This is a genomic window from Acinetobacter sp., assembly GCF_036666595.1.
Lineage (GTDB): Bacteria > Pseudomonadota > Gammaproteobacteria > Pseudomonadales > Moraxellaceae > Acinetobacter.
Genome location: NZ_JAVWVO010000006.1, coordinates 150,353 through 173,223 on the forward strand (window position 1 = coordinate 150,353; position 22,871 = coordinate 173,223).

Below are 22,871 nucleotides of genomic sequence, written 5' to 3' on the forward strand. Positions count from 1 at the left end.
ACTTGGTCTGCTTAAGCTTCGTCGGGTGGGAGTAGCATTAAGACAGATTCGTTCATCAGCATCGCAATATCTTCTAGAATATCGGCATCATATAAGCTTTCATCAAGTAACAGTGCTTCACCATCTGCTAAGTTCTTAAGTAATGGTGCAAATTGCTCCGAAATGCATAGCCCTTCACCATTGGCCCAAAATAAGAATTCATCTTCCTCATGAGTATAAAGTAGGCGAGAAGCGGGTTCTAAGATCAGTTGATAACCCTGGTCTAAAATACCTTCTAGATCTCCTGTGCCAATTTCTTCAGCATCAGGAATGTTTTCAGGGTACTTTGGCTCTGACATTAAGGTCATAATGGCATCTTCAAGCAACGTTGAGTTTTGCAGCTGCGCCAAAATTTCTGCCTTTAAATAATCCAATTCGTTTTGTGTTAATTGACCGATCGGGCTTTGTTGGTCACGGACAATATCGAGCAAAGGATTATGCAGCAGAGCGTTATCAGAGAGTTTGTCGCCTACACGGTCTACCATGTCGGTGACGTTTGGCATACGGAAGCCAAAAGAGAAGGTCAGACAGTCATCTTCAGCTACACCATAATGTGATAAACCCGGTGGTACATAAAGTAGATCACCTGGTGCTAATACTTCGTCAAAATGTACGTCAATTTCAGGCAGTAATTTTAAAGGTTGGCCTGCAACAATCTCAGATTCAGCATCGCACATTTGACCTAACTGCCAACGACGATGACCATAACCTTGAACTAAAAAGACATCGTAAAAGTCAAAATGCTTTCCGACAGAGCCACCCTTAGGTGCATAAGACACCATGATGTCATCACGGCGCCACTGCGGAATAAACGGAAATTTTTTCCAGAGTGCTGCTAAGTCAAAAGAGTAGTGATCTACGGCTTGAACCAATAAAGTCCAGAGTTTTGGCATCTTTTGGAAATCAGCTTTTAACAGCGGTGAAGACTTGACCGACCACTGATTTGGGTCACGATCTTTTTGTTTGATGAGACGAGCTGTGACATTTTCATCCAAAGCCAGTTCCATGATATCGCTAGGTTCTAAAATATTGATAATTTCAGGAATCGCGTTGCGGATCAATAATGGCTTTTTTTGCCAATATTCGGCAAGGAATTTTTCAGCTGTAATACCGCCAAGAACATCAAGAGATTGGGACATGAAAATAGCCTAAGCAAATTTAAAACAATATTGTGACTATTGTCTTATGATCGAAGGCCTATGCGCAAGTATCGTTAGATTTATTTAAATGCGCTTGGTTGATTTAAATAAATTAAGTTTGTCTGAGTCGTTATGATTGCAGGCATCAAAATTTTTACAGCATAATAGGTCTAAAATATAGTGAAGAAAAATAATGTTAAGTAAAGAAGATGCCGAGAAAATGGCGAATGAGATATTGCAAAAAGAAAGAGAGAAAAGTCAGTCCAAATTAGCGAAAAAATCATCCTCAATCGATAGGATATACAAAACAAAAAATTTGGCTAAGGTGCCGCAATATCAGCATATCTTACTTTTTAGACAAGCCAAAAGTCTTGCTGAAGATCATCCGCTATATAATAAAATGTGGTATGGCTATTTGGTATTGGCATTGTTATTTGTCAAATATCTCTTTAGACAGAGGGAAAATGTGAGTAGCTTTGACCCTAATAATATTGGTCTATTTTCATTTCTTATTCTTTTTATGGTCATTACGCTGTACTGTAGTCTATTAATTCGAATGTACTTTAAACGACTCATTCAAGCTTATCTCTCAGCAAATTCGTCTAAAAAGCTTTGAGCGATTGGTCATATATTATATTAATGCTGTTGTTACATTTAATGCTCAAAATTGAACAGCAACATCTGCTGCTGTTCAATTTATTGGGGAAGCATCTAAAAATACTTCTACAGAATTAAGGCACAAGTACTTTTAATTCACGCAGAATATTGCATAACTGAATCATAGGCATACCCATCAATGTAGTTTGATCTTGTCCTATCATTTGTTCAAATAAGCTGATACCAAGGCTTTCACACTTGAAGCTTCCAGCACACATTAGTGGTTGTTCAACTTCAACATAACGCTGAATTTCAGGCAGTCCCAGTTTACGGAACTTAACTTTATAGTGCTCAACCAGACTACGTTCAAAACCTGTTGAATGTTGCTGCACGCTGAGTGCGGTACTGAAGTAGACAATTTTGTCCGAATTGGCCTGTAGCTGTTTAATGGCTTTTTCAGTACTCAATGGCTTACCAATAAAAATATCGGGTGCACCTTCACGCCATGCCACTTGATCTGAACCAATCACGATCGCTTCAGGGTTCTGTGATGCAATGACATGCGCTTTTTCATAAGCCAATCGTTTGGCTAAATCATCGGCATGGCTTTCACCACGAGGTGATTCATCTATATCAGGGACAACGCAGCGGTAGTCTAGACGTAAGCGATTCATGAGGTCTTTACGAGTTTGACTGCTTGATGCCAAGATGATTTCTGAAGTATTCATTCGACTGCATATTCCATAAGCACATTCAGCGGCACATAGGAGAGTACAGCTTGATGGCAAGCTTGAACTTTAACAGGAGGCGCAAAACCGGCTTGATAAGCTTCTACCCAACGGGTTACACAGATACACCAAAAATCGCCAGGCTGTAGACCTGGAAAGTCAACTTCAGGCACAGGGGTAATGAGATCATTACCCACTCGCTGAGAAAAATTTAAAAACTCAGAGGTCATTTCGACACAGATCGTGTGTTGTCCCAAATCGGAAGGTGCTGTATGACAAAAACCATTACGGAAATAACCCGTGATCGGGGAATAACAACAGCTGGCTAAAGGTTCACCCAAAACGTTTAAACGGTTTAGATTTGGATCAGGATGAATAGACATAAATGCTAAATCTAGTGAGACTTTTCACTATGATAGCAAAACTTTGCCTTTCGTTTGCTTTTCTGCAAAAGATGCTAACCTTTTTCTGCATAATCATTTAAAATCGACGCGATTTTTATATATAGAAAGAGAGCTCTACATGAATTTTCAGCGTATGACTGACCTCGATTTAACGGGTAAACGTGTTCTTATTCGCGAAGATTTAAATGTTCCTGTTAAAAATGGTGTGATTACAAGTGATGCACGTTTACGTGCCGCTTTACCAACAATTAAAGCAGCGTTAGCACAAGGCGCAGCCCTAATGGTTTATTCTCACCTTGGTCGTCCAGTTGAAGGTGAGCCAAAACCAGAACAATCATTAGCACCTGTTGCTGCGTATTTGACTGAGGCATTAGGTCAAGACGTTCAATTAGTGACCGATTACCTTGATGGTGTTGAAGTTGCCGCAGGTCAAGTGGTACTCCTTGAAAACTGCCGTTTTAACGCGGGTGAAAAGAAAAACAACCCAGAACTTGCGGCAAAATATGCAGCCCTTTGTGATGTATTTGTGATGGATGCATTCGGTACAGCGCACCGTGCAGAAGCATCAACTGAAGGTGTGGCACGTTTAGCGAAAGTTGCGGCGGCTGGTCCTTTATTGGCGGCTGAGTTAGATGCACTTGGTCGTGCATTACAAACACCTGAAAAACCAATGGTTGCTATTGTTGCAGGTTCTAAAGTATCGACTAAGTTAGATGTGTTGACATCACTTTCTGATATTTGTGATCAATTGATCGTGGGTGGTGGTATTGCCAATACTTTCTTGGCAGCAGCAGGTTTCAATGTCGGTAAATCATTGTGTGAACATGATTTGATCGAAACTGCAAAAGCGATTGCGGCGAAAGTTTCTGTACCGCTTCCAACGGATGTTGTAGTAGCTGATGCCTCTGAAATCGATTTTTCAGACTTCTTAGGTTCATTGGCAGCAGCAAAAGCTGTCGTGAAAAAAGTTGAAGATGTGACTGACAATGACATGATTTTGGATGTAGGTCCAGAAACGGCAAAAGCATTTGCAGACATTCTGAAAACGTCTAAAACCATTCTTTGGAATGGTCCAGTGGGCGTATTTGAAGTTGATCAATTCGGCGAAGGCACAAAAACTTTATCTTTAGCGATTGCTGAATCTGCTGGTTTCTCTATTGCCGGTGGTGGTGACACTTTAGCTGCTATTGATAAATACGAAGTTGCAGACAAAATTGGTTATATCTCAACTGGTGGTGGTGCTTTCCTTGAGTTTGTCGAAGGTAAAACACTTCCAGCAGTTGCAGCGCTGATCGAGCGTGCACAATAATTATTGTGTGCTCATGTTGTTGTAAAAAGGTTGACTTCGGTCAACCTTTTTTTATGGGCTTACAAATCTATTCATCATTCAGTCATGAAAATGAAATAATGCTGAAATAAACTACAGGGCATTAAATCATCTGTTCTAGGAAAACATTATGAATTTAAAAATGACCCTTGCTGCACTTTTGTTAGCACCATTGGCACTGACTGCTTGTAAGAAAAATGAAGCACCAGATCAAACCGCTGCGGCATCTGAAGCAGCAGCAGTTGAAGAAGCTGTAACGGCTGAACAACAAGCGGCAATTGATGCGATTGATCAGCCAGAGTTGGATGAAAAGAACAAAGACATTCCTGCTGAAGTTGCAAATGCACCAGCAGATGCTGCAACAGCAGATCCTGCGGTAGAGGCTTCGGCAGCTACAGCGCACTAAATACACGCGAATTTCGTAAAAAGTCCCTGCAATTGCGGGGATTTTTTTTAAATAGTGTTATTTGTTGCTGAATTGAAACCTTTGAGCATGTAGAATATGTCGCATCAACTGGGAGGACATTATGGCTCTTATTTCATTGCGCCAGCTCTTGGATCACGCCGGCGAACATGCTTACGGCGTACCAGCATTCAACGTAAACAACTTAGAACAAATGCGCGCAATCATGCTTGCAGCAGATGCGACAAATTCACCTGTTATCGTACAAGCATCAGCGGGTGCGCGTAAATATGCAGGTGCTCCATTCTTACGTCATCTTATTTTGGCTGCAATTGAAGAATGGCCACATATTCCAGTGGTAATGCATCAAGACCATGGTACAGATCCAGACGTTTGCCAACGTTCAATTCAATTGGGCTTCTCATCAGTAATGATGGATGGTTCATTGGGTGCAGACGGTAAAACACCAACAACGTATGAATACAACGTTGATGTAACTCGTCGTACAGTACAAATGGCGCATGCATGCGGTGTTTCAGTTGAAGGTGAAATCGGTTGCTTAGGCAGCCTTGAAACTGGTTTGGCAGGTGAAGAAGATGGTGTGGGCGCTGAAGGTGTTCTTGATCATTCTCAACTTCTTACTTCAGTTGAAGAAGCTCGTCAGTTCGTTGCGGATACCAATGTAGATGCACTTGCAATTGCAGTGGGTACTTCTCACGGTGCGTATAAATTTACGCGTCCACCTACAGGCGATATTTTGGCAATTGACCGCATTAAAGAAATTCATGCGGCGCTGCCAAATACCCACCTTGTGATGCACGGTTCAAGCTCTGTTCCTCAAGAATGGTTAGCGATCATCAATCAGTACGGCGGCGACATCAAAGAAACTTATGGTGTTCCTGTTGAGCAATTGGTTGAAGCAATCAAGCACGGTGTACGTAAAATCAACATCGATACAGACTTGCGTTTAGCATCGACTGGTGCAATGCGTCGTATGATGGCTGAACAACCAAGTGAATTTGACCCTCGTAAATTCTTCGCGAAAACTGTAGATGCAATGAAACAAATTTGTGTTGACCGTTATGAAGCATTTGGTACCGCGGGCAATGCCGATAAGATTCGTCCAATTTCTTTAGAGAAAATGGTTGATCGTTATAAATAATTCTTTTTGAATGATTTATATTGGAAAAGCCCACCCTGATGTGGGCTTTTCTATGTGTGTAATTCAAGTGACAATAATAAGAGTGTGCTATGGAACTGATATTTGCTGCGGCTTGTTGTAGTGTGGTGGTCTCCATTCTTTTAAAATGGGGCAAAAACAAAGGATTTGATCCGATCCAGATGATCAGCTGGAACTATGCTTCAGCCAGTTTACTGTGTTACTTCTGGTTTAAACCTGATCTAAGCCACGTTTCTATTTCAAATACCCCTTGGTGGCTGATTGTCGCGCTTGGTGTCTTGTTGCCGAGTGTATTCTTATTTTTAGCCAAGTCTTTACAATATGCAGGCATTGTCAAAACAGAAATCGCACAACGTTTGTCGGTGATTTTGTCCTTATTGGCGGCTTATTTTATTTTTCAAGAACAGTTTAATCAGCTCAAAATTGTTGGGGTAGTCTTGGGGCTTGCCGCCGTGATGTGCATTTTATTTACCAATGCCTCTGGTGGTGGGGAAGGTCAAAAACAGGCTGTGTGGTATTTAGCACTGGTCTGGTTTGGTTATGCGCTGATTGATGTCTTGCTCAAATATACAACAGGGCTGGGGGTGCAGTTTTCCGTTGCGTTAAACCTGATGTTTATTTGCGCGTTTTTATTGTCAGTCGCTTATGTTGCTGTGACCACGAAAAATATCGGCTTAACTAAGAACGTCATGGCAGGTTTATGTCTTGGCGTGTTGAACTTTGCCAATATCGCACTTTATGTCAAAGCTCATCTGCTACTCAAGGACAGCCCGGCGGTGGTCTTTGCAGGCATGAATATTATGGTGGTGCTGTTAGGCGTATTCAGCGGGCTGCTTTTCTTTAAAGAGAAGCTCAAACTCGCAACAGCCATCGGATTGCTGTTGGGTATCACAAGCGTGGCTTGTTTAGCTTACGCAATGTCTGTTTAAAATAGTTCTGCACAAAGGAAAAAGGGTGTTTGAGCAGATCTTCAATTACTGCAATTCCCAATAACAGCCCTGGTTGCTCACAACTGGGGCAATCGGGATAGTGAGGGCGCATAATATGTTGATACTGACCTAAATAGATTTTATTGCAATGTGCACATTCAAATTTCATCGGTATATTGGGCTTAACAGACATCAGTAACCTCACTTTTTTTGTTTTTGACATTGAACATGATGAAGCAATTTTTAGGCCCAAAATATAAAAGGGACTTAAGTCCCTTTTATATACAAATAGCATTACAGCTGCGTGAAAATATCTTCTTTGCTTAGGCGAGACTTTGGCAATTTTGCATTGAAGTCGGCGTCACTCCGATAGCCTAGTGTGAGTAATACAGAAGGGATTAGACCTTGTTCGCCTAAACCTAGCTCTTCACTAATAATGGATTCATCAAAACCACCAATTGGCGTCGCATCAATTTTTTCAATACCTGCCGCCAATAGAATCTGACCTAAAGCAATAAAGGTTTGGTTCTCAGCCCAGCGCTGCACATCACCTTTTTCATTGCGGTAATAGTTGACATAACCTGAACGACTGTCTTTTTGGCCTTGCTTAGCGGCATCATCTTTAAAACGACCATGTAAGTCATCTTGATGTAATAAATTTTCCAAATGTTGCTCAGAAATATCGGCTTTGGTGCAAAATAAAATTGTATGTGATGAATCTAGTACTTTGGGAGCATTATATGCGTATTTACCCACCAGTGCTTTTGCAATTCGTTCTTTGGCGTTTGTGTTTTCTGCAATGAAAAAATGCCAAGGCTGGATGTTGATAGATGATGGTGTTAAGCGGAGAATTTCTAATAATCGAGTAAACTGTTCATGAGGGATCTTTCTATTTGGGTCATAAGCTTTGGTTGTATAACGGCTTTTTGAAATATTTAGCAGATCCATAATCGCACTCGATTTATTGTTGATGTCTCATTCTAACCGATGAAAGGAGACTTGTGATCACGCTACAACTCGAACAGACTTAGATTTTAGTTGAATATGTGTGCTGGCTGAACACGCATTTAAGCGCCTGTGAATAAAGTATTTACATGAAAAGTTTTTTATTTCAAACAGATAAAATAATAAAAAAGTCATTCTATTAAAAAATGGACTACTTTTGCTTAAATCTTGACAACCTAGTATAATGCAGACTACGAGTAGGTATTGTTCCTACTTTTCTATGATATAGCTGATTGTGATCTATCTGAGTTCAGGCATATGACTTGAATATCATCATTGTAACTACAGAATTATTATTCAAAACCCGTTTTATTAATCTCTTTGTTCCATCACAAAAAGCTCACTTAGTGAGTTAAAATTTTGACAACTTTAAATACATGGCGTGTTGCTACAGCCGTAAATGGTAGTGAAATCAATGTAAAATTGGTTCCACTTAAACGTCAACAAAATACAAATCACGGTTTAATCTGGGTTGAAGTGGGGCATATGATTCAACTCGAATCTGGTGAAACTCTTCCAATGAACTTAGATGGTTTGAGCTTTTATACCGGTGTTAATCAATTGTATCGTCTAAATGAGTTGAATTAAGGCGGTAAGTACTTGAGTTAGCATTATGTATAATATTGATTGGTATAGTAAAAAAATGGCATTAATACTGCCATTTTTTTAATGCCAAATTTTGTAGATGACCATTCGCATTAATTTCTAAAATCTGAGCGGAATCTTCTTTCCAGTCACCGAGTACAATTCTCTTTTTCCCATCAATATCATGAATATTGGCGCGGTGGGTGTGCCCGTGAATTAGTAAATCGACATTTTTTAGTGCTGCTTGAACAGCATCTTGATTCACATCCATGACTTCATAGCTTTTAAACTGTTGTGCTTGACGGCTTTTTTTACGGAAACCATTAGCCAGTTTTTGTCTAAAGCCAAGCGGCGTACTTTTTAAAAACTTCAGCAGAAGTGGATTTCGAATAATTTTGCGAAAACGCTGATAGGATACGTCGTCAGTGCAGAGTAGATCTCCGTGTTCAATACGAATGGTGTGATCTGAAAGTTCGAGCGTGCATACTTCGGCTAACAGTTGACCATTAAATTGGTCGAGGAACTGTTGTCCTAGGGCAAAATCACGGTTACCTGTTAAGAAATAGATGTGATTACCTGCATTTGAAAATTGTTTTAAGGCACTAATAATTTCATCTAGCCAAGGAGCAGTGTAGTCGTCGCCAATCCATGCATTGAACCAATCGCCTAAAATATACAGTTGGGTATTCTTGTTTTTATAAGCCTCTAATAAATCTAAAAACCCCCGAACGAGTCGAGGGTGATCGGGTGACAAGTGTAAATCAGCGATAAACAAATAGGTCACGGAAGTTTCCTTTAAACATCCTCAGCCCTTAATTGAAAAATGGAATAAGTCTTTTGGTTATTACTCCATTTTAAAGCATTGCTTTAAAATTCATTAAGGGCGGGGAGGACGTTTTTTATTCAGAAATGATCTTAGCAGATTCAATCACAACGTTTTCTAGTGGAACGTCAGCGTGGTAGCCGCGGTTGCCAGTACGAACGCCTTTAATTTCGTTTACTACGTCTAGACCTTCAGTTACTTTACCGAAAACTGCATAACCCCAACCTTGTGCATTTTTGCCAGAGTGGTTAAGGAAAGAGTTGTTACCCACGTTAATAAAGAACTGAGCAGATGCAGAGTGAGGTGCTTGTGTACGCGCCATTGCAATTGTACCAAGGTCATTGGTTAAGCCGTTATCAGCTTCGTTTTCAATTGCATCACGTGTTGCTTTTTCTTTGAAGTTTTCATCCATACCACCACCTTGGATCATGAAGCCATCGATCACGCGGTGGAAAATTACGCCGTCATAGAAACCGTCACGTACGTATTCTAAGAAGTTAGCAACAGTAATCGGTGCTTTTTCGTTGTTAAGTTCAAGAACAATACGACCTTTATTGGTGTTTAATTCGACTTGAGGAAAACTCATTGTGTAATCTCCTAATCATGGACATCAAAGCCATGGGTTTTTTGGTTGTGAGAAGCATAAGCAAACTGTAAACTACAAGGCAAGTAAAAACGTTATTTTCTTTGTAAAATAGATCAAATATCGTTTAAGGGGCTGTAAAATATTCATAAATCGACTGATAGATCAGTTAGAATTATGCTCGTATAACAGGACCCTATTTTTCCTTAATTTTTTTCATCAAAGTGATTTTTAAACTATGAAGCCGAATGATGTTGTTTCAACACTGCCAAATAACCCGACACCAAGTAACAATGCCTCTGTCGCAGTGCAGCAAGAACAACAGCCAGGCTTAGACTTTGTTCGCCAAGTGATTACCGATGATTTGGCTGAAGGTCGTACGCAAAAAGTAGTCACGCGTTTCCCGCCAGAGCCGAATGGTTATTTACACATTGGTCACGTGAAAGCGATTTGCTTAAACTTTGGTATTGCCAACGAGTTTGATGGTTTTTGTAACCTACGTTTTGATGACACCAACCCAGATGCAGAAGAACAAGAATATGTAGATGGGATCGCCAATGACGTTAAATGGTTAGGTTTTGAGTGGAATGGCGAACCACGCTATGCATCAAGCTATTTCGATCAGCTTCATGCATGGGCGATTCAACTGATTAAACAGGGTGATGCCTATGTTGATTTGCAGTCACCTGAAGAAATTCGTTTGAACCGTGGTAACTTTATTGAGCCGGGTAAAAACTCACCTTATCGCGATACTTCAGTTGAAGAAAATCTTGTGCGTTTTGAAAAAATGAACAATGGCGAGTTTGCAGAAGGTGAAGCTGTTCTGCGTGCCAAGATCGATATGGCATCTCCAAATGTGCATATGCGTGACCCTATTTTGTACCGTGTACTCCATTCAGAGCATCACCAAACAGGTGATAAATGGAAAATGTACCCAATGTACGACTATGCGCATCCATTATCCGATGCAATTGAAGGCATTACTCACTCATTATGTACTTTGGAATTCCAAGATCACCGTCCGTTTTATGACTGGGTGGTTGAGAAAGTTCACTCGGAAGCAGTACCACGTCAGTATGAATCTAGCCGTTTAAATATCGACTACACCATTACCTCTAAGCGTAAATTGCGTAAATTGGTTGAAGGTGGTTATGTCAATGGATGGGATGACCCACGTATGCCAACCGTTGTTGGTATGCGCCGTCGTGGTTTTACCCCAGAAGGCCTACGTGACTTCTGTAAGCGTGTTGGTGTGTCGAAGTCAGATGGTATTGTTGATGTCGCAATGCTTGAATACTGCATTCGTCAGTCTTTAGAAAATGTTGCGGCGCGTGGTATGGCGGTGTTGAACCCACTTAAAGTTACGCTCACCAACTTGCCTAACGATATGGATTTAACCCATTCACGTCATCCAAATGTAGACATGGGTGAACGTGTAATTCCGTTAACCTCTGAAATTTACATTGACCGGAAAGACTTTGAAGAAGAACCACCAAAAGGCTTCAAGCGTTTAATTCCGGGTGGCGAAGTGCGTTTGCGTCATGCTTATGTCATTAAGTGTGATGAAGTAATTAAAGATGAAAGCGGTGAAGTGGTTGAGTTGAAATGCTCAATCGACCCTGAAACTTTGGGCAAAAATCCAGAAGGTCGTAAAGTTAAAGGGGTGATTCACTGGGTATCTGCGACCAAAGGTATTCCTGCTGAAGTGCGTATTTATGATCGCCTGTTTACAGAGTCAGACCCTGAAGTGGGTGATGACTTCTTAGCGAACTTGAACCCTGATTCGTTGAAAATTGTACACGCGGTGATTGAGCCTGCATTGGCACAAGCACAGCCTGAAGATCGTTTCCAATTTGAGCGTGAAGGTTATTTTGTTGCAGATCAATACGACCATACAGCAGAGAAACCTGTGTTTAACCGTATTTTAGACTTAAAAGACAGCTTTAAGCCTAAATAAGCGCTGTTTGCTTGATGTGGATATAGATATAAGGCTCAACTTCGGTTGAGCCTTTTCGTAGCGAAACCAATAGGAATACACTGTGATCGTTCGAGATAAAACCAATAGCTTTGCATTACTCTTTGCTTGGCGTGGCACCATTTTACCGAAAGTGTTTCCGGCACTGATGGTCGGTGTTTTAATTTCAACACTGTTGGTTTATCTAGCGACTCAACATTACGTGACGGTTCCCGCAGTGCCTGTCATTGGTTTTACTGTATTTGGTGTGATTCTTTCGATTTTCTTAAGCTTTCGAAATACGGCGTGTTATGACCGCTGGTGGGAAGGGCGTAAGCTATGGGGCGCAATGATTGCCAACGCACGGCATATAATTCGTGATAGTTATGTCTTAAATGATACAGAGCGTACAGTTTTGATGTATCGCGTGATGCTATTTAGCCATTTGCTTCGAGATCGTTTACGGCAGCAAAGTCATACCTATGACCACTATCAAGCCAAAGTACAACTGGCAGTAGAGCAGTGGCAAATATTGGCTACGCATATTAATCCACCGCAATATCTATTAGAGCTTACGCAGAAAGATCTAGCGGCGTTGTATAAGCGTGGTGAGATTAGCGATATTATTTACAGTATGCTGACCAAGCATACGGTGGCAATGGGCGATATTCACGCTGGTTGTGACCGTATTTCATCTACACCTCTGCCATTTTCCTATTCGGTTTTGTTACACCGTGCTGTGTACTCTTTCTGTCTCATTTTACCGTTTAGTTTAAGTTCCAGTCTTGGTTTTTGGTCACCGGTGATCGTGGCCTTAATTGCCTATCTCTTATTGGGTTTAGATGCACTGAGTGCAGAATTAGAAGAACCCTTTGGGCTTCAGGAAAATGACTTGCCTTTAGATGCTATTGTACGGGGCATAGAGCGTGAAATGCTGAGTTCTTTAAATGAATCCTTGCCAGAACCAGTGAGTGCGCATAGAGCCAATTTAAGTTAAAGCAGTGAACAAATCCATAACAGAAAATCAGCAGATTGCCTGAGCCATAACAAATTTTCGATATGATTGGTTTGTTGAGATGTGCTATCACTAAGTTTAAAAGTGATAGGGATATAACAATGACTACCGTGATCGAAACTCAGATGTTGATTCGGCGTTCTGTCAATATTGTGTTTAACGCTTTTGTTGATCCACTCATAACCACCAAGTTTTGGTTTAGTCAGTCTTCTGGTTATTTAGAAAAAGGCGCAATGGTCGATTGGACATGGGATAAATACCAAATTACGCACTCGACTCATGTCCTACAAGTTGTTGAAAATGAGCTGATCTGCATCGAATGGGGCACGCCTAAAACAAAAGTTGATTTTGTATTTGAAAAAATCGACAGCATGAATACCTATGTGATCATTCGAAATTATGACATTGAGTTACAAGGTAATGAGCTGATTCATTATGTGATGGATGCAACAGGTGGCTTTACTACAGTGCTAGATGGTGCCAAGGCATGGCTTGAATACGATATTCAGCTTAACTTGGTTGAAGATAAATTTCCGCCTTTTCAATTGCGTTCACATCAGTGATCTTTTTTAGAGCGTTCCTCTTTAAACTCAAAATAGTTCCCAAGCTGCTGTTTGGCTTTATCACGTAATTTCTTTTTGATATAGAGCACTAAGGCAAAACAGGTGGTGGTCAGCGTTAACATCAGGCTGTTCATGAAACTCATCATAGAGCTGACATAGCCAATAGTAGTAAGTCTGTTCATCATCTTGATGACTTGTGGGCTACTTTCAACACCTGTAATGGCCCACGTGCACAAGTGTTCACAGTTATTGATAATAAGATGGTAGTTGTTTTCATGCATGCGTGAGCGCATACGGCGAACCACTTTACGGCCTTTATATTTGGGATCTTGGTACTGATTGACTGTAATTTTACGTCCGTGGCTAAAGTTCTCGATAGAAGTGATTTCAATCGGATGCTTTTTAAAAAGATGCGCAAAACCTGAATAATGGATCACACGTCCACGCCCAGCATATATGCCGTGATGCGTATAGCCAAAATGTTTGACTATGAGATGAGCCCCCAAGGGGTAGTGGACTTTTTGTTGTTGCATGCCTAATACGTGCTAATTGATTACAGTTGTCTTTTATCTGTATTTTAAAGCTTCTGCTAGGAATAATCGACAGTTTAGTGGGTTTCGGTTATTTGAGTTTACGATGATAGAAATAAAAGGAGACCGATTGGAAAGGAATATCTAGCTTTTGTGATCGCATTAAAAAAGGATGCAAGCATCCTCTTTTAAGATGAAGTAGTGTTTATTGATCCACTAGACCTAAAAGTGAGTTTTGGGTACTGCACATGCGTGTTGCTTCTTCAGTGTTCATCGCTTTCACGTCTTCTTCAAATTTCTTTTTTTGTTCTTTGAGTTGTTCTTCAGGTAAACCCATCTGCTCGGCAAGTTTTTCCATTTTTTCCCAAGACTCAATACAAGCTTTCGGCATCTTGCTACATGCTGTTAAAGATAAAAGGGTAATACATGTGCTGACCATAAGTAATTTTTTCATTGCTTAAACCTTTAATTTTCAAACATTATTGATTTTTATATTGAGCCTGTAAGGTAACAAAAATTTAAGGCTTTGTATAATATTTAAACGTGCAAAGTGTACTGTGCTTCATATACCGTGGTTTTTTATAAGCAGAATGATGTACAGACATTAAAAAAAGGCACTTAGATCAATCTAAGTGCCTTTTTGATGAAAATTCAGTGACTCTACTACTGTAGAGGTCGATGCTGAAGTTCATTTAACTCCTTACGGCCATAGCCACGAGAAGCTAATACCTTTTTAATCCCAACAATCACGTCTTCATCGGTCGCTGTTTTAAGCTTTTCGATGAGCTGTTCATTGGTTTTACAAGAGCAGTCATTTTCAACACAAGCAATTTGATTTTTATGCTCGTTTTGCTGTTCATTCGAAAACAGCTTTTGCCAAAAACTCATATAGACTTCATTTACAACCTAACATAGGGTGAAATATAACCAATCTGTAAAATAATGCAAGTCAGCGTGAGAGATAAAAGCAGCGATCGATGTCGAAAAATTCCGATTATAGCGCAAGGTATTAACGTTATTATGACAGTTGAAATACTTGCATTTTATATAAGTTTATCTTTTTTCATGAAAATTAAAAAAGAAGCTCATTTGAGCTTCTTTTTTCTACGGTTTAAGTTGCAACAAATTGTTTAAATTTTTTCTAGTAAAATCCCAGACTCGACATGGTGGGTATAGGGGAATTGGTCAAACAGCGCAAACTGTGAAATTTTATGGGTTTGGCTGAGTGTTTTTAAGTTGTCATGTAAGGTGTCAGGATTACACGAAATATAGATGATCCGTTCAAAACGCTGAATCAATTTTAAGGTTTCATCATCAATGCCCGCACGCGGTGGGTCAACAAACACGGTATCGAACTCATAGCTACTCATATCGATATTCGCCTCTTGTAAGCGACGGAATGCGCGCTCACCATTATAGGCTTGTGTGAAGTCTTCTGCCGATAAACGTGCGACTTGAATATTATCGATTTGGTTTTGTTCGATATTCCACTGCGCCGCATATACTGAAGACTTAGCCAGTTCAGTGGCTAAAACACGGTTGAAACGGGTTGAAAGCGGTAGGGTGAAGTTTCCATTGCCACAGTAAAGTTCTAACAAATCTTTATTTGATTGCTGAGCAGCATTGCATGCCCATTCGAGCATTTTTTGGCAGACTTGTGCATTGGGCTGGGTGAAGCTACTTTCAATTTGTTTGTACTGATATTTACGCTCAAAAACTTGTAGTTCTTCCACCACAAATTCATCGGTGAGTACCACTTTTTGACCACGGCTACGACCAATCAACTTAATATTTAATTTTTCTGAAAGTTGTTTGGCTAAAACCTGCCATTGTTCATCGAGTGGGCAGCGATAAATCAGCGAAACCAGCATTTCACCTTTTAAAGTCGCTAAGAAATGCACTTCAAATAAGCGTTTTGAGAGGAGATCGTTGCTTTTTAGTTCTGCCAATAAAACAGGCATGAGCTGATTAATACTGGCATCAGCGATTGGGAAGTCATCAATACGAATGACTTTTTTCTGATTGTCTTCATCGCGTTCAAACATGGCATAAAACATATCATCTTCGGTATGCCAAATACGGAATTCTGCACGCATGCGAAAGTGTTTTTCAGGAGATTGAAAAACATCAAGCGAAGGTGGAGTGAATTCAGAAAATTGAGCTGTAATTCGTTCAATTTTGGCGTCAAGTTGTTGTTGATAAGAAGAAGTCATATGCAGTAAAAATCGCAAACATATTGAAAAAAGAGATGGTAACAAAGTTTGCCGAATTAGCCTAAAGATATTCAGCAAAAGCGTGGGGTTTATTCATGCTACAGATGGCTTGATGCTGTGCTATATCGGAAATTTTCGAGCAGATTGGGCCAAACTGAGCCGCATAAAAAATGCCAAGTAAACAGACCAGGAGATGTTGACTTGGCAATAGAGGAAACACAGTAATAAACCTGCAGTCCCGATGAGGATTACAGGTTTAAATTGGACTTAGTTCAGAGTCATAAGACTTGCATTACCACCAGCAGCTGCAGTGTTAACACTAATAGCGCGCTCAATCACAAAACGTTCCAAAGGGATGGCAGTTTGTGATGGGCTAAGGTGAGTAATACCTACAATCGCACCTTGACGCTCAGCAATCTGCTGTTGCAGAGCTAAAAGCTGCGCTGTTGTACCATGGTGCAATACTGCATCAAAAGCATCAGTTTTGATGTCTTTAATGACATGGAACGCTTGAGCCAATGCTTTAGGCATGCTTGGCATGTGTTTTAACACAAAACTGTTATCTGCAAGCACCGCTGGACGGCTACCAACTGCAAAAATCGCATTCAACTGTTGTAGTTGATCCGCTTCTTGTTCAGCTAATGACAAGACTGCATGACGCGGAATCACCATGTATTGGTTGCTTTCACCAGTCGGACCTTGCAGCTCGTAATGATGGCCTGAACAGAAGTTCTCGATTTTTGCCAATTTCACTGCTGGGAAGGTTTTAACTGCCCACTCTAGGAACAATGCAGAGTTGCTGAACTCGACTTGAGGGTTTAAGTCAGCACCTGTTGCAAATGGTTTATTCAACTTTTTCGCAGAACAGTTTTGCATTAGGCGATATAGATAAATTGGACCACCCGCTTTAGGGCCTGTACCTGATAAACCTTCGCCACCAAAAGGTTGTACACCGACAACTGCACCCACGATGTTACGGTTGATGTAGAGGTTACCTACTTCAGCATGGGTCATGACAGTTTGAATGGTTTCATCAATACGGGTATGTAGACCCATCGTCAGGCCATAGCCTTTGCTGTTGATGTGCTCAAGTAGCTGTTTGAGTGAACCTTGGTTAAAGCGAATCACATGCAGCACAGGACCAAACACTTCGCGCTCTAAATCATTGAGATTTGGCAACTCAATTAGTGTTGGTGTAATGAACGTGCCTGCATCTAGTTCAGAGTCTTGAGCATCATTACGCATTAACTGATGTACGCGATGGCCTTTTTGACGCATTTTATCGATGTGCTTTTGAATGTTTTCTTGCGCTTCAGCATCAATTACAGGACCAATATCTGTTTTAAGTAGATATGGGTTGCCCACTTGAAGTTGCTGCATTGCACCTTTAAGCATTTGAATCACGGCATCGGCATTGTCTTCTTGTACACACAGTACGCGAAGAGCAGAACAACGTTGACCTGCGCTGTCATAAGCTGAGCTGACGACATCAAGTACAACTTGCTCAGTCAGTGCTGATGAGTCAACGATCATGGCATTTTGACCGCCTGTTTCAGCAATCAGGGGAATGCTTTCACCATTTTTACTTAGACGCTTCGCCACAGTTTTTTGCAAAATCTTAGCAACTTCAGTAGAACCTGTGAACATGATGCCTTGAACCTGTTCTGATGCACTGAGCTGTGCACCTACAGTTTCACCGCGACCCGGCATCAACTGTACAGCCGCTTGAGGTACGCCTGCTTGCCATAAGATTTGAATCGCTTGAGCTGCAATCAATGGCGTTTGTTCAGCTGGTTTAGCAATCACGGTATTACCCGCAACCAATGCAGCAGCGACTTGACCTGTGAAGATAGCCAAAGGGAAGTTCCATGGGCTAATACATAGCATCGTGCCTAAAGGCTCAACTTCTGCGTTTGCATCTAGATCAATCATTTGCGTTGCATAGTAGCGTAAGAAATCTACAGCTTCACGAACTTCTGCAATGGCATTGGCATACGTTTTACCACTTTCACGGCAAAGTAAAACCATCAGTTCTTCTAAGCGAGCTTCCATTAAGTCAGCAGCGCGAAGTAGGTAGCTCGCACGAGTGTCTTTAGCCGTACGTGCCCAAATGTCTTGAACAGCTTGCGCATTGTTTAATGCTTGCTCAACTTGTTCAGTTGTGGCTTCTTGTACATAACCGACAACATCTGTGTGACGTGCTGGGTTGATAATGCTTTGCGGAACAACGGCTTCATTGGTCTGAATGTGCTCACCCATTGGTGCAGCAGACCATTGGTGCTTAGCAAACTGTTGAGCTGTTTGGTTCAACTGAGCTAATTCAGAGTCATTTGCAAGATCTAAACCTTTAGAGTTTGCACGCAGTTGGCCATAAAGCTCAGCAGGAAGTGGAATCGAAAGGTGTTTTTGACCCACGATATTTTCACGTTTTGCACTGCTTAAAATGGTTTGAGTTGGATTTTCAATCAAATCATCAATTGCGAGTGACTTGTCTGCAATACGGTTTACAAAAGAGGTGTTTGCACCATTTTCAAGTAAACGGCGTACAAGATAAGCCAATAGTGTTTCATGGTTACCGACAGGCGCATAAATACGGCAAGGTACACCTAGTTTTTTATCTAGTTTTTCGCCAACTACTTGTTCATACAGTGGCTCGCCCATGCCGTGTAAGCATTGGAACTCATACTGACCCACATAGTATTTCTCTGGGTTGGCCATTTCATAAATAGTCGCTAAGGTTTGCGCATTGTGCGTTGCAAACTGTGGGTAAATTTGTTCTGGTGCAGCCAATAATTTTTTCGCACATGCGATATACGACAAGTCTGTATGTACTTTACGGGTAAATACAGGGTAGTCGGTCATTCCTTCGATTTGTGCTTTCTTGATTTCGCTGTCCCAGTACGCGCCTTTCACTAAACGAATCATTAAGCGTTTTTCGCTACGTTTAGCCAAGTCTACAATGTAGTCAACCACGTAGAAACAACGTTTTTGATACGCTTGGATAACGAAACCAATGCCTTTCCAGTCTTTGAGTTCTGGTTCAAAGCATAGGCGTTCAAGCATTTCTAAAGAAATTTCTAAACGTTCAGATTCTTCTGCATCAATATTTAAACCGATGTTGTAACCGCGCGCTAACTTAGCAAGCGTAAAGACTTTGCCGTACAACTCTTCATGCATACGTGCAACTTGTGCACGTTGGTAACGAGGGTGTAGAGCAGATAATTTAATTGAAATACCTGGGCCGTCATAAACATCTTTGTCTTTTGACGCCTGACCAATGGCATGAATGGCATCGGTATAGTCTTTCATATAACGATCAGCATCATGATCGGTCAGTGCCGCTTCACCTAGCATGTCGTATGAATAGCGGAAGCCTTTTTCTTCAAGACGTTCAGCGTGTTGTAATGCTTCACCAATGGTTTCGCCAGTCACAAACTGTTCGCCCATCATACGCATAGCTACATCAACCGCTTTACGGATGATGCCACGACCACTACGTGCCAATAAGCCTGTTAAAGTGCCTGATAAGCTGTTTTGCTTTGGTGTTTCCATCAGCTTGCCAGTCAGCATGAGACCCCATGCTGCCGCATTGACAAACATCAGGTTACTTTGACCAACGTGTTCTTTCCAGTTGCCTTGGTTGATTTTGTCTTTAATCAATAGGTCACGTGTCGCCATGTCTGGAATACGAAGCAAAGCTTCAGCTAAACACATCAGCGCGATGCCTTCTTGAGAAGACAGTGCAAATTCTTGTAAGAGACCCTGTACAATACCTGCTTTACCGCTGCCGCTTTTACGTTCACGTAAAGTATGAGCCAAATCAAACGCAAGTTCATGAATGCGTTGATTCATCTCGTCAGAGATTTTGCTGTGGTCTAATAAGTTTTGAACACAGTCAGTTTCGGCACGTCGCCAAGCGGTATTGATTTCAACTTCAAGCTCACTTTTTTCTTTGAATTCGGTAATATATTCAAATTGAGTTTGAGCGTCGTTGAAATGCGTATTGCTTTCCATCATATTCATGCCTACATCCTGTGCATACAATAATGTGTTGAGAGATCTATAGTAATTAATTTATGATTACAGAAAGAATGCCGAATAACTCACTATAATTTGTATGCTATTTAGAGATTAATTCAGATGACGAGCCCAATTTTTAGCTTGGACCGAACAGATATCAAAATATTAGATATTCTTCAAAGAGATGGAAAAATATCTAATATTAAACTTGCCGAAGAAGTGAACTTATCAGCGACGGCTGCTTTGGCACGGGTGCAAAAATTAACCAAGGAAGGCTTTATTCTGAGTTATGAGGCACGCTTAAATCCAAACATGCTCAATGCTAGTTTTGTGGTTTTTGTGGAGATCCTTTTGGATAAAACCACGCCACATGTCTTGGAAGATTTTCGCCATGCCGTGCTACAGCATGATGAAATTGTGGAATGTCATATGACCAGTGGGGGCTTTGATTTTGTGGTGAAGATTCGCTGTGCCAGTATGGATGAGTTCCGGAAAATCTCAGGTCAAGTCTTGTGGCAACTGCCGGGCGTTAAAGAAACGCGCAGTTATCCCGTGATGGAAGTCATCAAAGAAAGCTCACGTATCCAACTTAAATACAAACCTGTGTCGAAATAATTCAGTACATGAAATGTAAAAAAGGGGCTTAAAAGCCCCTTTTTTTGGTCTACACGTTCGATTAACGTTGTGTAGATTCTTCTTTCATTTCAGCCATCGCTTGTTTGTACATACTGTCTGCTTGTTCAAAGCGTTGTACTACTTCAGCTTCAGGGGCTTTACCCATTAAGCTTACCACTACAATGCTGATCCAAGAGAAGATGAAACCTGGAATAATTTCATATAGACCTAAGTGTCCTAATGCATTTTTCCACACAATCACGGTTACTGCACCAACAATAATACCTGCAATAGCACCATTCAAGGTCATGCGCTTCCAGAACAAAGACAAGATAATCAGTGGACCAAATGCCGCACCAAAACCTGCCCATGCATAAGCGACAAGGCCTAGAACTTTACTGTCAGGGTTGCTTGCTAAACAAATTGCAAGAACAGCAACAGCAATAACCATGAAGCGACCCACCCAAACCAATTCTTTTTGAGAAGCGGTTTTACGGATGAAAGCTTTGTACATGTCTTCTGTCAATGTTGTAGAACAAACCAGTAACTGACAGCTTAATGTACTCATCACCGCAGCTAAAATTGCAGCTAAAATGATACCCGCAATCCAAGGGTTGAATAAGAGTTTAGTCAGTTCCATGAACACAGTTTCAGGGTTTTGAGAAACCACAGCCGCCAGTTCAGGGTGTTGTTGGAAGTACGCGATGGCAATAAAACCAGCACCTACCGCACCACCTAGACATAAAATCATCCATGTCATACCAATGCGACGCGCAGCAGGAATCGTTTTCACAGAATCCGCAGCCATGAAGCGCACTAAAATGTGTGGCTGACCAAAATAGCCTAAGCCCCATGCCAATGATGACAGGATGGCAACAGTGCTGAGTTCAGAAACAATATGCATCGCTTGTGGGCGAGCCGTTTCAAGTAAGACTGTGAACTGTGCAGCATTACCATCAATCGCAAGGTAAGTCATGATTGGGGTAAGCAGCAGAGCAAAAATCATTAGACCTGCTTGGAAGGTGTCTGTCCAGCTAATTGCAAGGAAGCCGCCGATACACACATAACTGATGGTTGCAATTGCGCTAATCCAAAGTGCAGTGGTGTAGTTCCAACCAAAGATACTTTCAAATAGACGCGCGCCTGCGACCATGCCTGAAGCACAGTAAATCGCGAAGAATACTAAAATAACGACAGCTGAGATCATACGCAAGATACGTTTGCGATCTGCGAAACGACCTGTGAAATAATCAGGTAGGGTGAGGGCATTGTTTTGGACTTCAGTATGCACACGTAAACGTCCTGCAACCAATAACCAGTTGAGCCATGCACCAATGATTAGGCCTACGGCAATCCACGCTTCAGACAAACCAGACAAATAAATTGCACCCGGTAAGCCCATCAGTAACCAGCCACTCATGTCTGATGCACCTGCAGAAAGCGCAGTAACCACACTTCCTAAACTACGACCACCTAAGATGTAATCATCAAAGTTGTTTGTGGACTTGTATGCATACAAACCGATGCCAACCATGGCAATGATATAAACTAAAAATGTGATGAGGGTGGGGTTAATTTGACTCATAGGCATTCCTTGGCAAAATCCGACTTGGGAGATTTTTTAATCGCTTTGTTTGAGACGGCGATTCAAGCATAAAAATAAAATTACACTCTGTAACAGTTGTGATGTGTTTTTGTATACCTTGTGTAATTGTTAATTGTTTTTTAAAATTAAACAATAAGTTGTTGAAAATATGTTATTTATTGGTCAATTATTATTCTTTTCTATAGGGTAAATGAGATTCTAAGCTTTTATTTCGTAAAATCAGCAGGCTAGTTATAATTTATGATTTTTTATTGCTTACGAAAAATTACATTACCTGCAGAGTAGGCACATTTCCATATAAAATGTTTCATTTATGAAATGTATTTACAGTCATGAAATAGGTGAAAAAGACGAATATTTCACCATTAACCTAATTCTGTTAGGGCGTTTTTGCTTTGAGAGCATTGGAAAACTTTCAAATTTCTAATTAGAAAATAGGAATTCAATGGCATTTTCTGCTTGCTTTGGCACAAGTGAAAATAGAGTCGGTATAAATTAACTGCACATTTGGCAAAATCTCTCCTGAAATTGTGCAGACCATTGCGGTGGTATGTGATCAATTGAGCCAAACTATTGAAGGTTAGACATACGCTTTTCCCTATAGATGTCTATC

23 protein-coding genes are annotated in these 22,871 nt (G+C 40.9%); 10 read left to right on the top strand and 13 right to left on the bottom strand.

Annotated elements, in window-relative coordinates; translation table 11 throughout:
• Nucleotides 1-11: 11 nt before the first annotated feature.
• Complete coding sequence (locus RR876_RS09935; RefSeq protein ID WP_332477338.1) at nt 12-1,178, bottom strand: cupin domain-containing protein; 1,167 nt, start codon at nt 1,176-1,178, stop codon at nt 12-14.
• 193 nt (nt 1,179-1,371) lie between these two features.
• Between RR876_RS09935 and RR876_RS09940 the strand changes: the two genes are divergently transcribed.
• Complete coding sequence (locus RR876_RS09940; RefSeq protein WP_332477337.1) at nt 1,372-1,794, top strand: hypothetical protein; 423 nt, start codon at nt 1,372-1,374, stop codon at nt 1,792-1,794.
• A 115-nt stretch (nt 1,795-1,909) separates the two neighbouring features.
• On the opposite strand, the gene RR876_RS09945 is transcribed toward RR876_RS09940, so the two are convergent.
• Both RR876_RS09945 and RR876_RS09950 read right to left on the bottom strand, forming a co-directional pair.
• Nucleotides 1,910-2,503: a Maf family protein gene (locus RR876_RS09945; protein WP_332477336.1), complete on the bottom strand. Its 594-nt coding sequence runs from the start codon at nt 2,501-2,503 to the stop codon at nt 1,910-1,912.
• The gene (locus RR876_RS09950) at nt 2,500-2,886 is read right to left on the bottom strand and encodes a DUF2237 domain-containing protein (protein ID WP_004984725.1); all 387 of its coding nucleotides are present in this window, start codon (nt 2,884-2,886) and stop codon (nt 2,500-2,502) included. Before RR876_RS09950 ends, RR876_RS09945 begins: the two co-directional genes overlap by 4 nt.
• Nucleotides 2,887-3,025: 139 nt before the next feature.
• Between RR876_RS09950 and RR876_RS09955 the strand changes: the two genes are divergently transcribed.
• The 4 genes from RR876_RS09955 (at nt 3,026) to RR876_RS09970 (ending at nt 6,746) form a co-directional block, all read left to right on the top strand.
• Nucleotides 3,026-4,216 carry a phosphoglycerate kinase gene (locus RR876_RS09955; RefSeq protein WP_332477335.1) on the top strand — a complete coding sequence of 397 codons (1,191 nt, stop codon included), beginning with the start codon at nt 3,026-3,028 and terminating at the stop codon, nt 4,214-4,216.
• Nucleotides 4,217-4,364: 148 nt separating this feature from the next.
• Nucleotides 4,365-4,640: a hypothetical protein gene (locus RR876_RS09960; protein WP_332477334.1), complete on the top strand. Its 276-nt coding sequence runs from the start codon at nt 4,365-4,367 to the stop codon at nt 4,638-4,640.
• A 121-nt stretch (nt 4,641-4,761) separates the two neighbouring features.
• Nucleotides 4,762-5,799 (top strand): class II fructose-bisphosphate aldolase, encoded by a 1,038-nt coding sequence (gene fba, locus RR876_RS09965; RefSeq protein WP_004696956.1) that lies wholly within the window; start codon nt 4,762-4,764, stop codon nt 5,797-5,799.
• Between the two features lie 89 nt (nt 5,800-5,888).
• Nucleotides 5,889-6,746, top strand: coding sequence for a DMT family transporter (locus tag RR876_RS09970; RefSeq protein ID WP_332477333.1), 858 nt, complete (start codon nt 5,889-5,891; stop codon nt 6,744-6,746).
• Here RR876_RS09970 and RR876_RS09975 read toward each other — a convergent pair.
• On the bottom strand, nt 6,706-6,939 hold the full coding sequence (locus RR876_RS09975; protein WP_332477332.1) for a hypothetical protein: 234 nt from the start codon (nt 6,937-6,939) through the stop codon (nt 6,706-6,708). The two genes, RR876_RS09970 and RR876_RS09975, sit on opposite strands and share 41 nt — an antisense overlap.
• A gap of 101 nt (nt 6,940-7,040) precedes the next feature.
• Nucleotides 7,041-7,694: an oxygen-insensitive NAD(P)H nitroreductase gene (gene nfsB, locus RR876_RS09980; protein WP_332477331.1), complete on the bottom strand. Its 654-nt coding sequence runs from the start codon at nt 7,692-7,694 to the stop codon at nt 7,041-7,043.
• Nucleotides 7,695-8,111: 417 nt separating this feature from the next.
• Between nfsB and RR876_RS09985 the strand changes: the two genes are divergently transcribed.
• On the top strand, nt 8,112-8,339 hold the full coding sequence (locus tag RR876_RS09985; RefSeq protein WP_004696967.1) for a hypothetical protein: 228 nt from the start codon (nt 8,112-8,114) through the stop codon (nt 8,337-8,339).
• Between the two features lie 61 nt (nt 8,340-8,400).
• Here RR876_RS09985 and RR876_RS09990 read toward each other — a convergent pair whose 3' ends face one another.
• Together RR876_RS09990 and RR876_RS09995 are read right to left on the bottom strand one after the other, a co-directional pair.
• The gene (locus RR876_RS09990; protein ID WP_332477330.1) at nt 8,401-9,120 is read right to left on the bottom strand and encodes a UDP-2,3-diacylglucosamine diphosphatase; all 720 of its coding nucleotides are present in this window, start codon (nt 9,118-9,120) and stop codon (nt 8,401-8,403) included.
• Between the two features lie 115 nt (nt 9,121-9,235).
• Nucleotides 9,236-9,745, bottom strand: coding sequence for a peptidylprolyl isomerase (locus tag RR876_RS09995; RefSeq protein WP_004696971.1), 510 nt, complete (start codon nt 9,743-9,745; stop codon nt 9,236-9,238).
• 235 nt (nt 9,746-9,980) lie between these two features.
• Between RR876_RS09995 and RR876_RS10000 the strand changes: the two genes are divergently transcribed.
• The 3 genes from RR876_RS10000 (at nt 9,981) to RR876_RS10010 (ending at nt 13,274) form a co-directional block, all read left to right on the top strand.
• A complete protein-coding gene (locus RR876_RS10000) occupies nt 9,981-11,699 on the top strand; it encodes a glutamine--tRNA ligase/YqeY domain fusion protein (RefSeq protein WP_332477329.1) in 1,719 nt (572 codons plus the stop codon).
• An 82-nt stretch (nt 11,700-11,781) separates the two neighbouring features.
• Entirely contained in the window at nt 11,782-12,693 is a 912-nt protein-coding gene (locus tag RR876_RS10005; protein ID WP_332477328.1) for a bestrophin family protein, read from the top strand.
• Between the two features lie 119 nt (nt 12,694-12,812).
• Nucleotides 12,813-13,274 (top strand): SRPBCC domain-containing protein, encoded by a 462-nt coding sequence (locus RR876_RS10010; RefSeq protein ID WP_004696977.1) that lies wholly within the window; start codon nt 12,813-12,815, stop codon nt 13,272-13,274.
• On the opposite strand, the gene RR876_RS10015 is transcribed toward RR876_RS10010, so the two are convergent.
• The 5 genes from RR876_RS10015 to putA form a co-directional block, all read right to left on the bottom strand.
• On the bottom strand, nt 13,268-13,807 hold the full coding sequence (locus RR876_RS10015; protein WP_078426565.1) for a lecithin retinol acyltransferase family protein: 540 nt from the start codon (nt 13,805-13,807) through the stop codon (nt 13,268-13,270). The genes RR876_RS10010 and RR876_RS10015 overlap by 7 nt on opposite strands.
• A gap of 202 nt (nt 13,808-14,009) precedes the next feature.
• Complete coding sequence (locus tag RR876_RS10020) at nt 14,010-14,258, bottom strand: hypothetical protein (protein ID WP_332477327.1); 249 nt, start codon at nt 14,256-14,258, stop codon at nt 14,010-14,012.
• A 209-nt stretch (nt 14,259-14,467) separates the two neighbouring features.
• Complete coding sequence (locus tag RR876_RS10025; protein ID WP_004984703.1) at nt 14,468-14,692, bottom strand: hypothetical protein; 225 nt, start codon at nt 14,690-14,692, stop codon at nt 14,468-14,470.
• Nucleotides 14,693-14,934: 242 nt separating this feature from the next.
• Nucleotides 14,935-16,017 carry a tRNA (uridine(54)-C5)-methyltransferase TrmA gene (gene trmA, locus RR876_RS10030; protein WP_332477326.1) on the bottom strand — a complete coding sequence of 361 codons (1,083 nt, stop codon included), beginning with the start codon at nt 16,015-16,017 and terminating at the stop codon, nt 14,935-14,937.
• A gap of 267 nt (nt 16,018-16,284) precedes the next feature.
• Nucleotides 16,285-20,040 carry a trifunctional transcriptional regulator/proline dehydrogenase/L-glutamate gamma-semialdehyde dehydrogenase gene (gene putA / locus RR876_RS10035; protein WP_332477325.1) on the bottom strand — a complete coding sequence of 1,252 codons (3,756 nt, stop codon included), beginning with the start codon at nt 20,038-20,040 and terminating at the stop codon, nt 16,285-16,287.
• 117 nt (nt 20,041-20,157) lie between these two features.
• On the opposite strand from putA, the gene RR876_RS10040 reads away from it, so the two are divergent.
• Nucleotides 20,158-20,652, top strand: coding sequence for an Lrp/AsnC ligand binding domain-containing protein (locus RR876_RS10040; protein ID WP_078426555.1), 495 nt, complete (start codon nt 20,158-20,160; stop codon nt 20,650-20,652).
• 61 nt (nt 20,653-20,713) lie between these two features.
• Here RR876_RS10040 and putP read toward each other — a convergent pair whose 3' ends face one another.
• A complete protein-coding gene (gene putP, locus RR876_RS10045; protein ID WP_332477324.1) occupies nt 20,714-22,237 on the bottom strand; it encodes a sodium/proline symporter PutP in 1,524 nt (507 codons plus the stop codon).
• Nucleotides 22,238-22,871: the final 634 nt, after the last annotated feature.

Excerpts from the sequence above, each read along its gene's own strand:
- RR876_RS09935 (WP_332477338.1), bottom strand. The coding sequence starts at position 1,178 with ATGTCCCAATCTCTTGATGTTCTTGGCGGTATTACAGCTGAAAAATTC.
- RR876_RS09940 (WP_332477337.1), top strand. The coding sequence starts at position 1,372 with ATGTTAAGTAAAGAAGATGCCGAGAAAATGGCGAATGAGATATTGCAA.
- RR876_RS09945 (WP_332477336.1), bottom strand. The coding sequence starts at position 2,503 with ATGAATACTTCAGAAATCATCTTGGCATCAAGCAGTCAAACTCGTAAA.
- RR876_RS09950 (WP_004984725.1), bottom strand. The coding sequence starts at position 2,886 with ATGTCTATTCATCCTGATCCAAATCTAAACCGTTTAAACGTTTTGGGT.
- RR876_RS09955 (WP_332477335.1), top strand. The coding sequence starts at position 3,026 with ATGAATTTTCAGCGTATGACTGACCTCGATTTAACGGGTAAACGTGTT.
- RR876_RS09960 (WP_332477334.1), top strand. The coding sequence starts at position 4,365 with ATGAATTTAAAAATGACCCTTGCTGCACTTTTGTTAGCACCATTGGCA.
- fba (WP_004696956.1), top strand. The coding sequence starts at position 4,762 with ATGGCTCTTATTTCATTGCGCCAGCTCTTGGATCACGCCGGCGAACAT.
- RR876_RS09970 (WP_332477333.1), top strand. The coding sequence starts at position 5,889 with ATGGAACTGATATTTGCTGCGGCTTGTTGTAGTGTGGTGGTCTCCATT.
- RR876_RS09975 (WP_332477332.1), bottom strand. The coding sequence starts at position 6,939 with ATGTCTGTTAAGCCCAATATACCGATGAAATTTGAATGTGCACATTGC.
- nfsB (WP_332477331.1), bottom strand. The coding sequence starts at position 7,694 with ATGGATCTGCTAAATATTTCAAAAAGCCGTTATACAACCAAAGCTTAT.
- RR876_RS09995 (WP_004696971.1), bottom strand. The coding sequence starts at position 9,745 with ATGAGTTTTCCTCAAGTCGAATTAAACACCAATAAAGGTCGTATTGTT.
- RR876_RS10000 (WP_332477329.1), top strand. The coding sequence starts at position 9,981 with ATGAAGCCGAATGATGTTGTTTCAACACTGCCAAATAACCCGACACCA.
- RR876_RS10010 (WP_004696977.1), top strand. The coding sequence starts at position 12,813 with ATGACTACCGTGATCGAAACTCAGATGTTGATTCGGCGTTCTGTCAAT.
- RR876_RS10015 (WP_078426565.1), bottom strand. The coding sequence starts at position 13,807 with ATGCAACAACAAAAAGTCCACTACCCCTTGGGGGCTCATCTCATAGTC.
- RR876_RS10020 (WP_332477327.1), bottom strand. The coding sequence starts at position 14,258 with ATGAAAAAATTACTTATGGTCAGCACATGTATTACCCTTTTATCTTTA.
- RR876_RS10025 (WP_004984703.1), bottom strand. The coding sequence starts at position 14,692 with ATGAGTTTTTGGCAAAAGCTGTTTTCGAATGAACAGCAAAACGAGCAT.
- trmA (WP_332477326.1), bottom strand. The coding sequence starts at position 16,017 with ATGACTTCTTCTTATCAACAACAACTTGACGCCAAAATTGAACGAATT.
- putA (WP_332477325.1), bottom strand. The coding sequence starts at position 20,040 with ATGAATATGATGGAAAGCAATACGCATTTCAACGACGCTCAAACTCAA.
- RR876_RS10040 (WP_078426555.1), top strand. The coding sequence starts at position 20,158 with ATGACGAGCCCAATTTTTAGCTTGGACCGAACAGATATCAAAATATTA.
- putP (WP_332477324.1), bottom strand. The coding sequence starts at position 22,237 with ATGAGTCAAATTAACCCCACCCTCATCACATTTTTAGTTTATATCATT.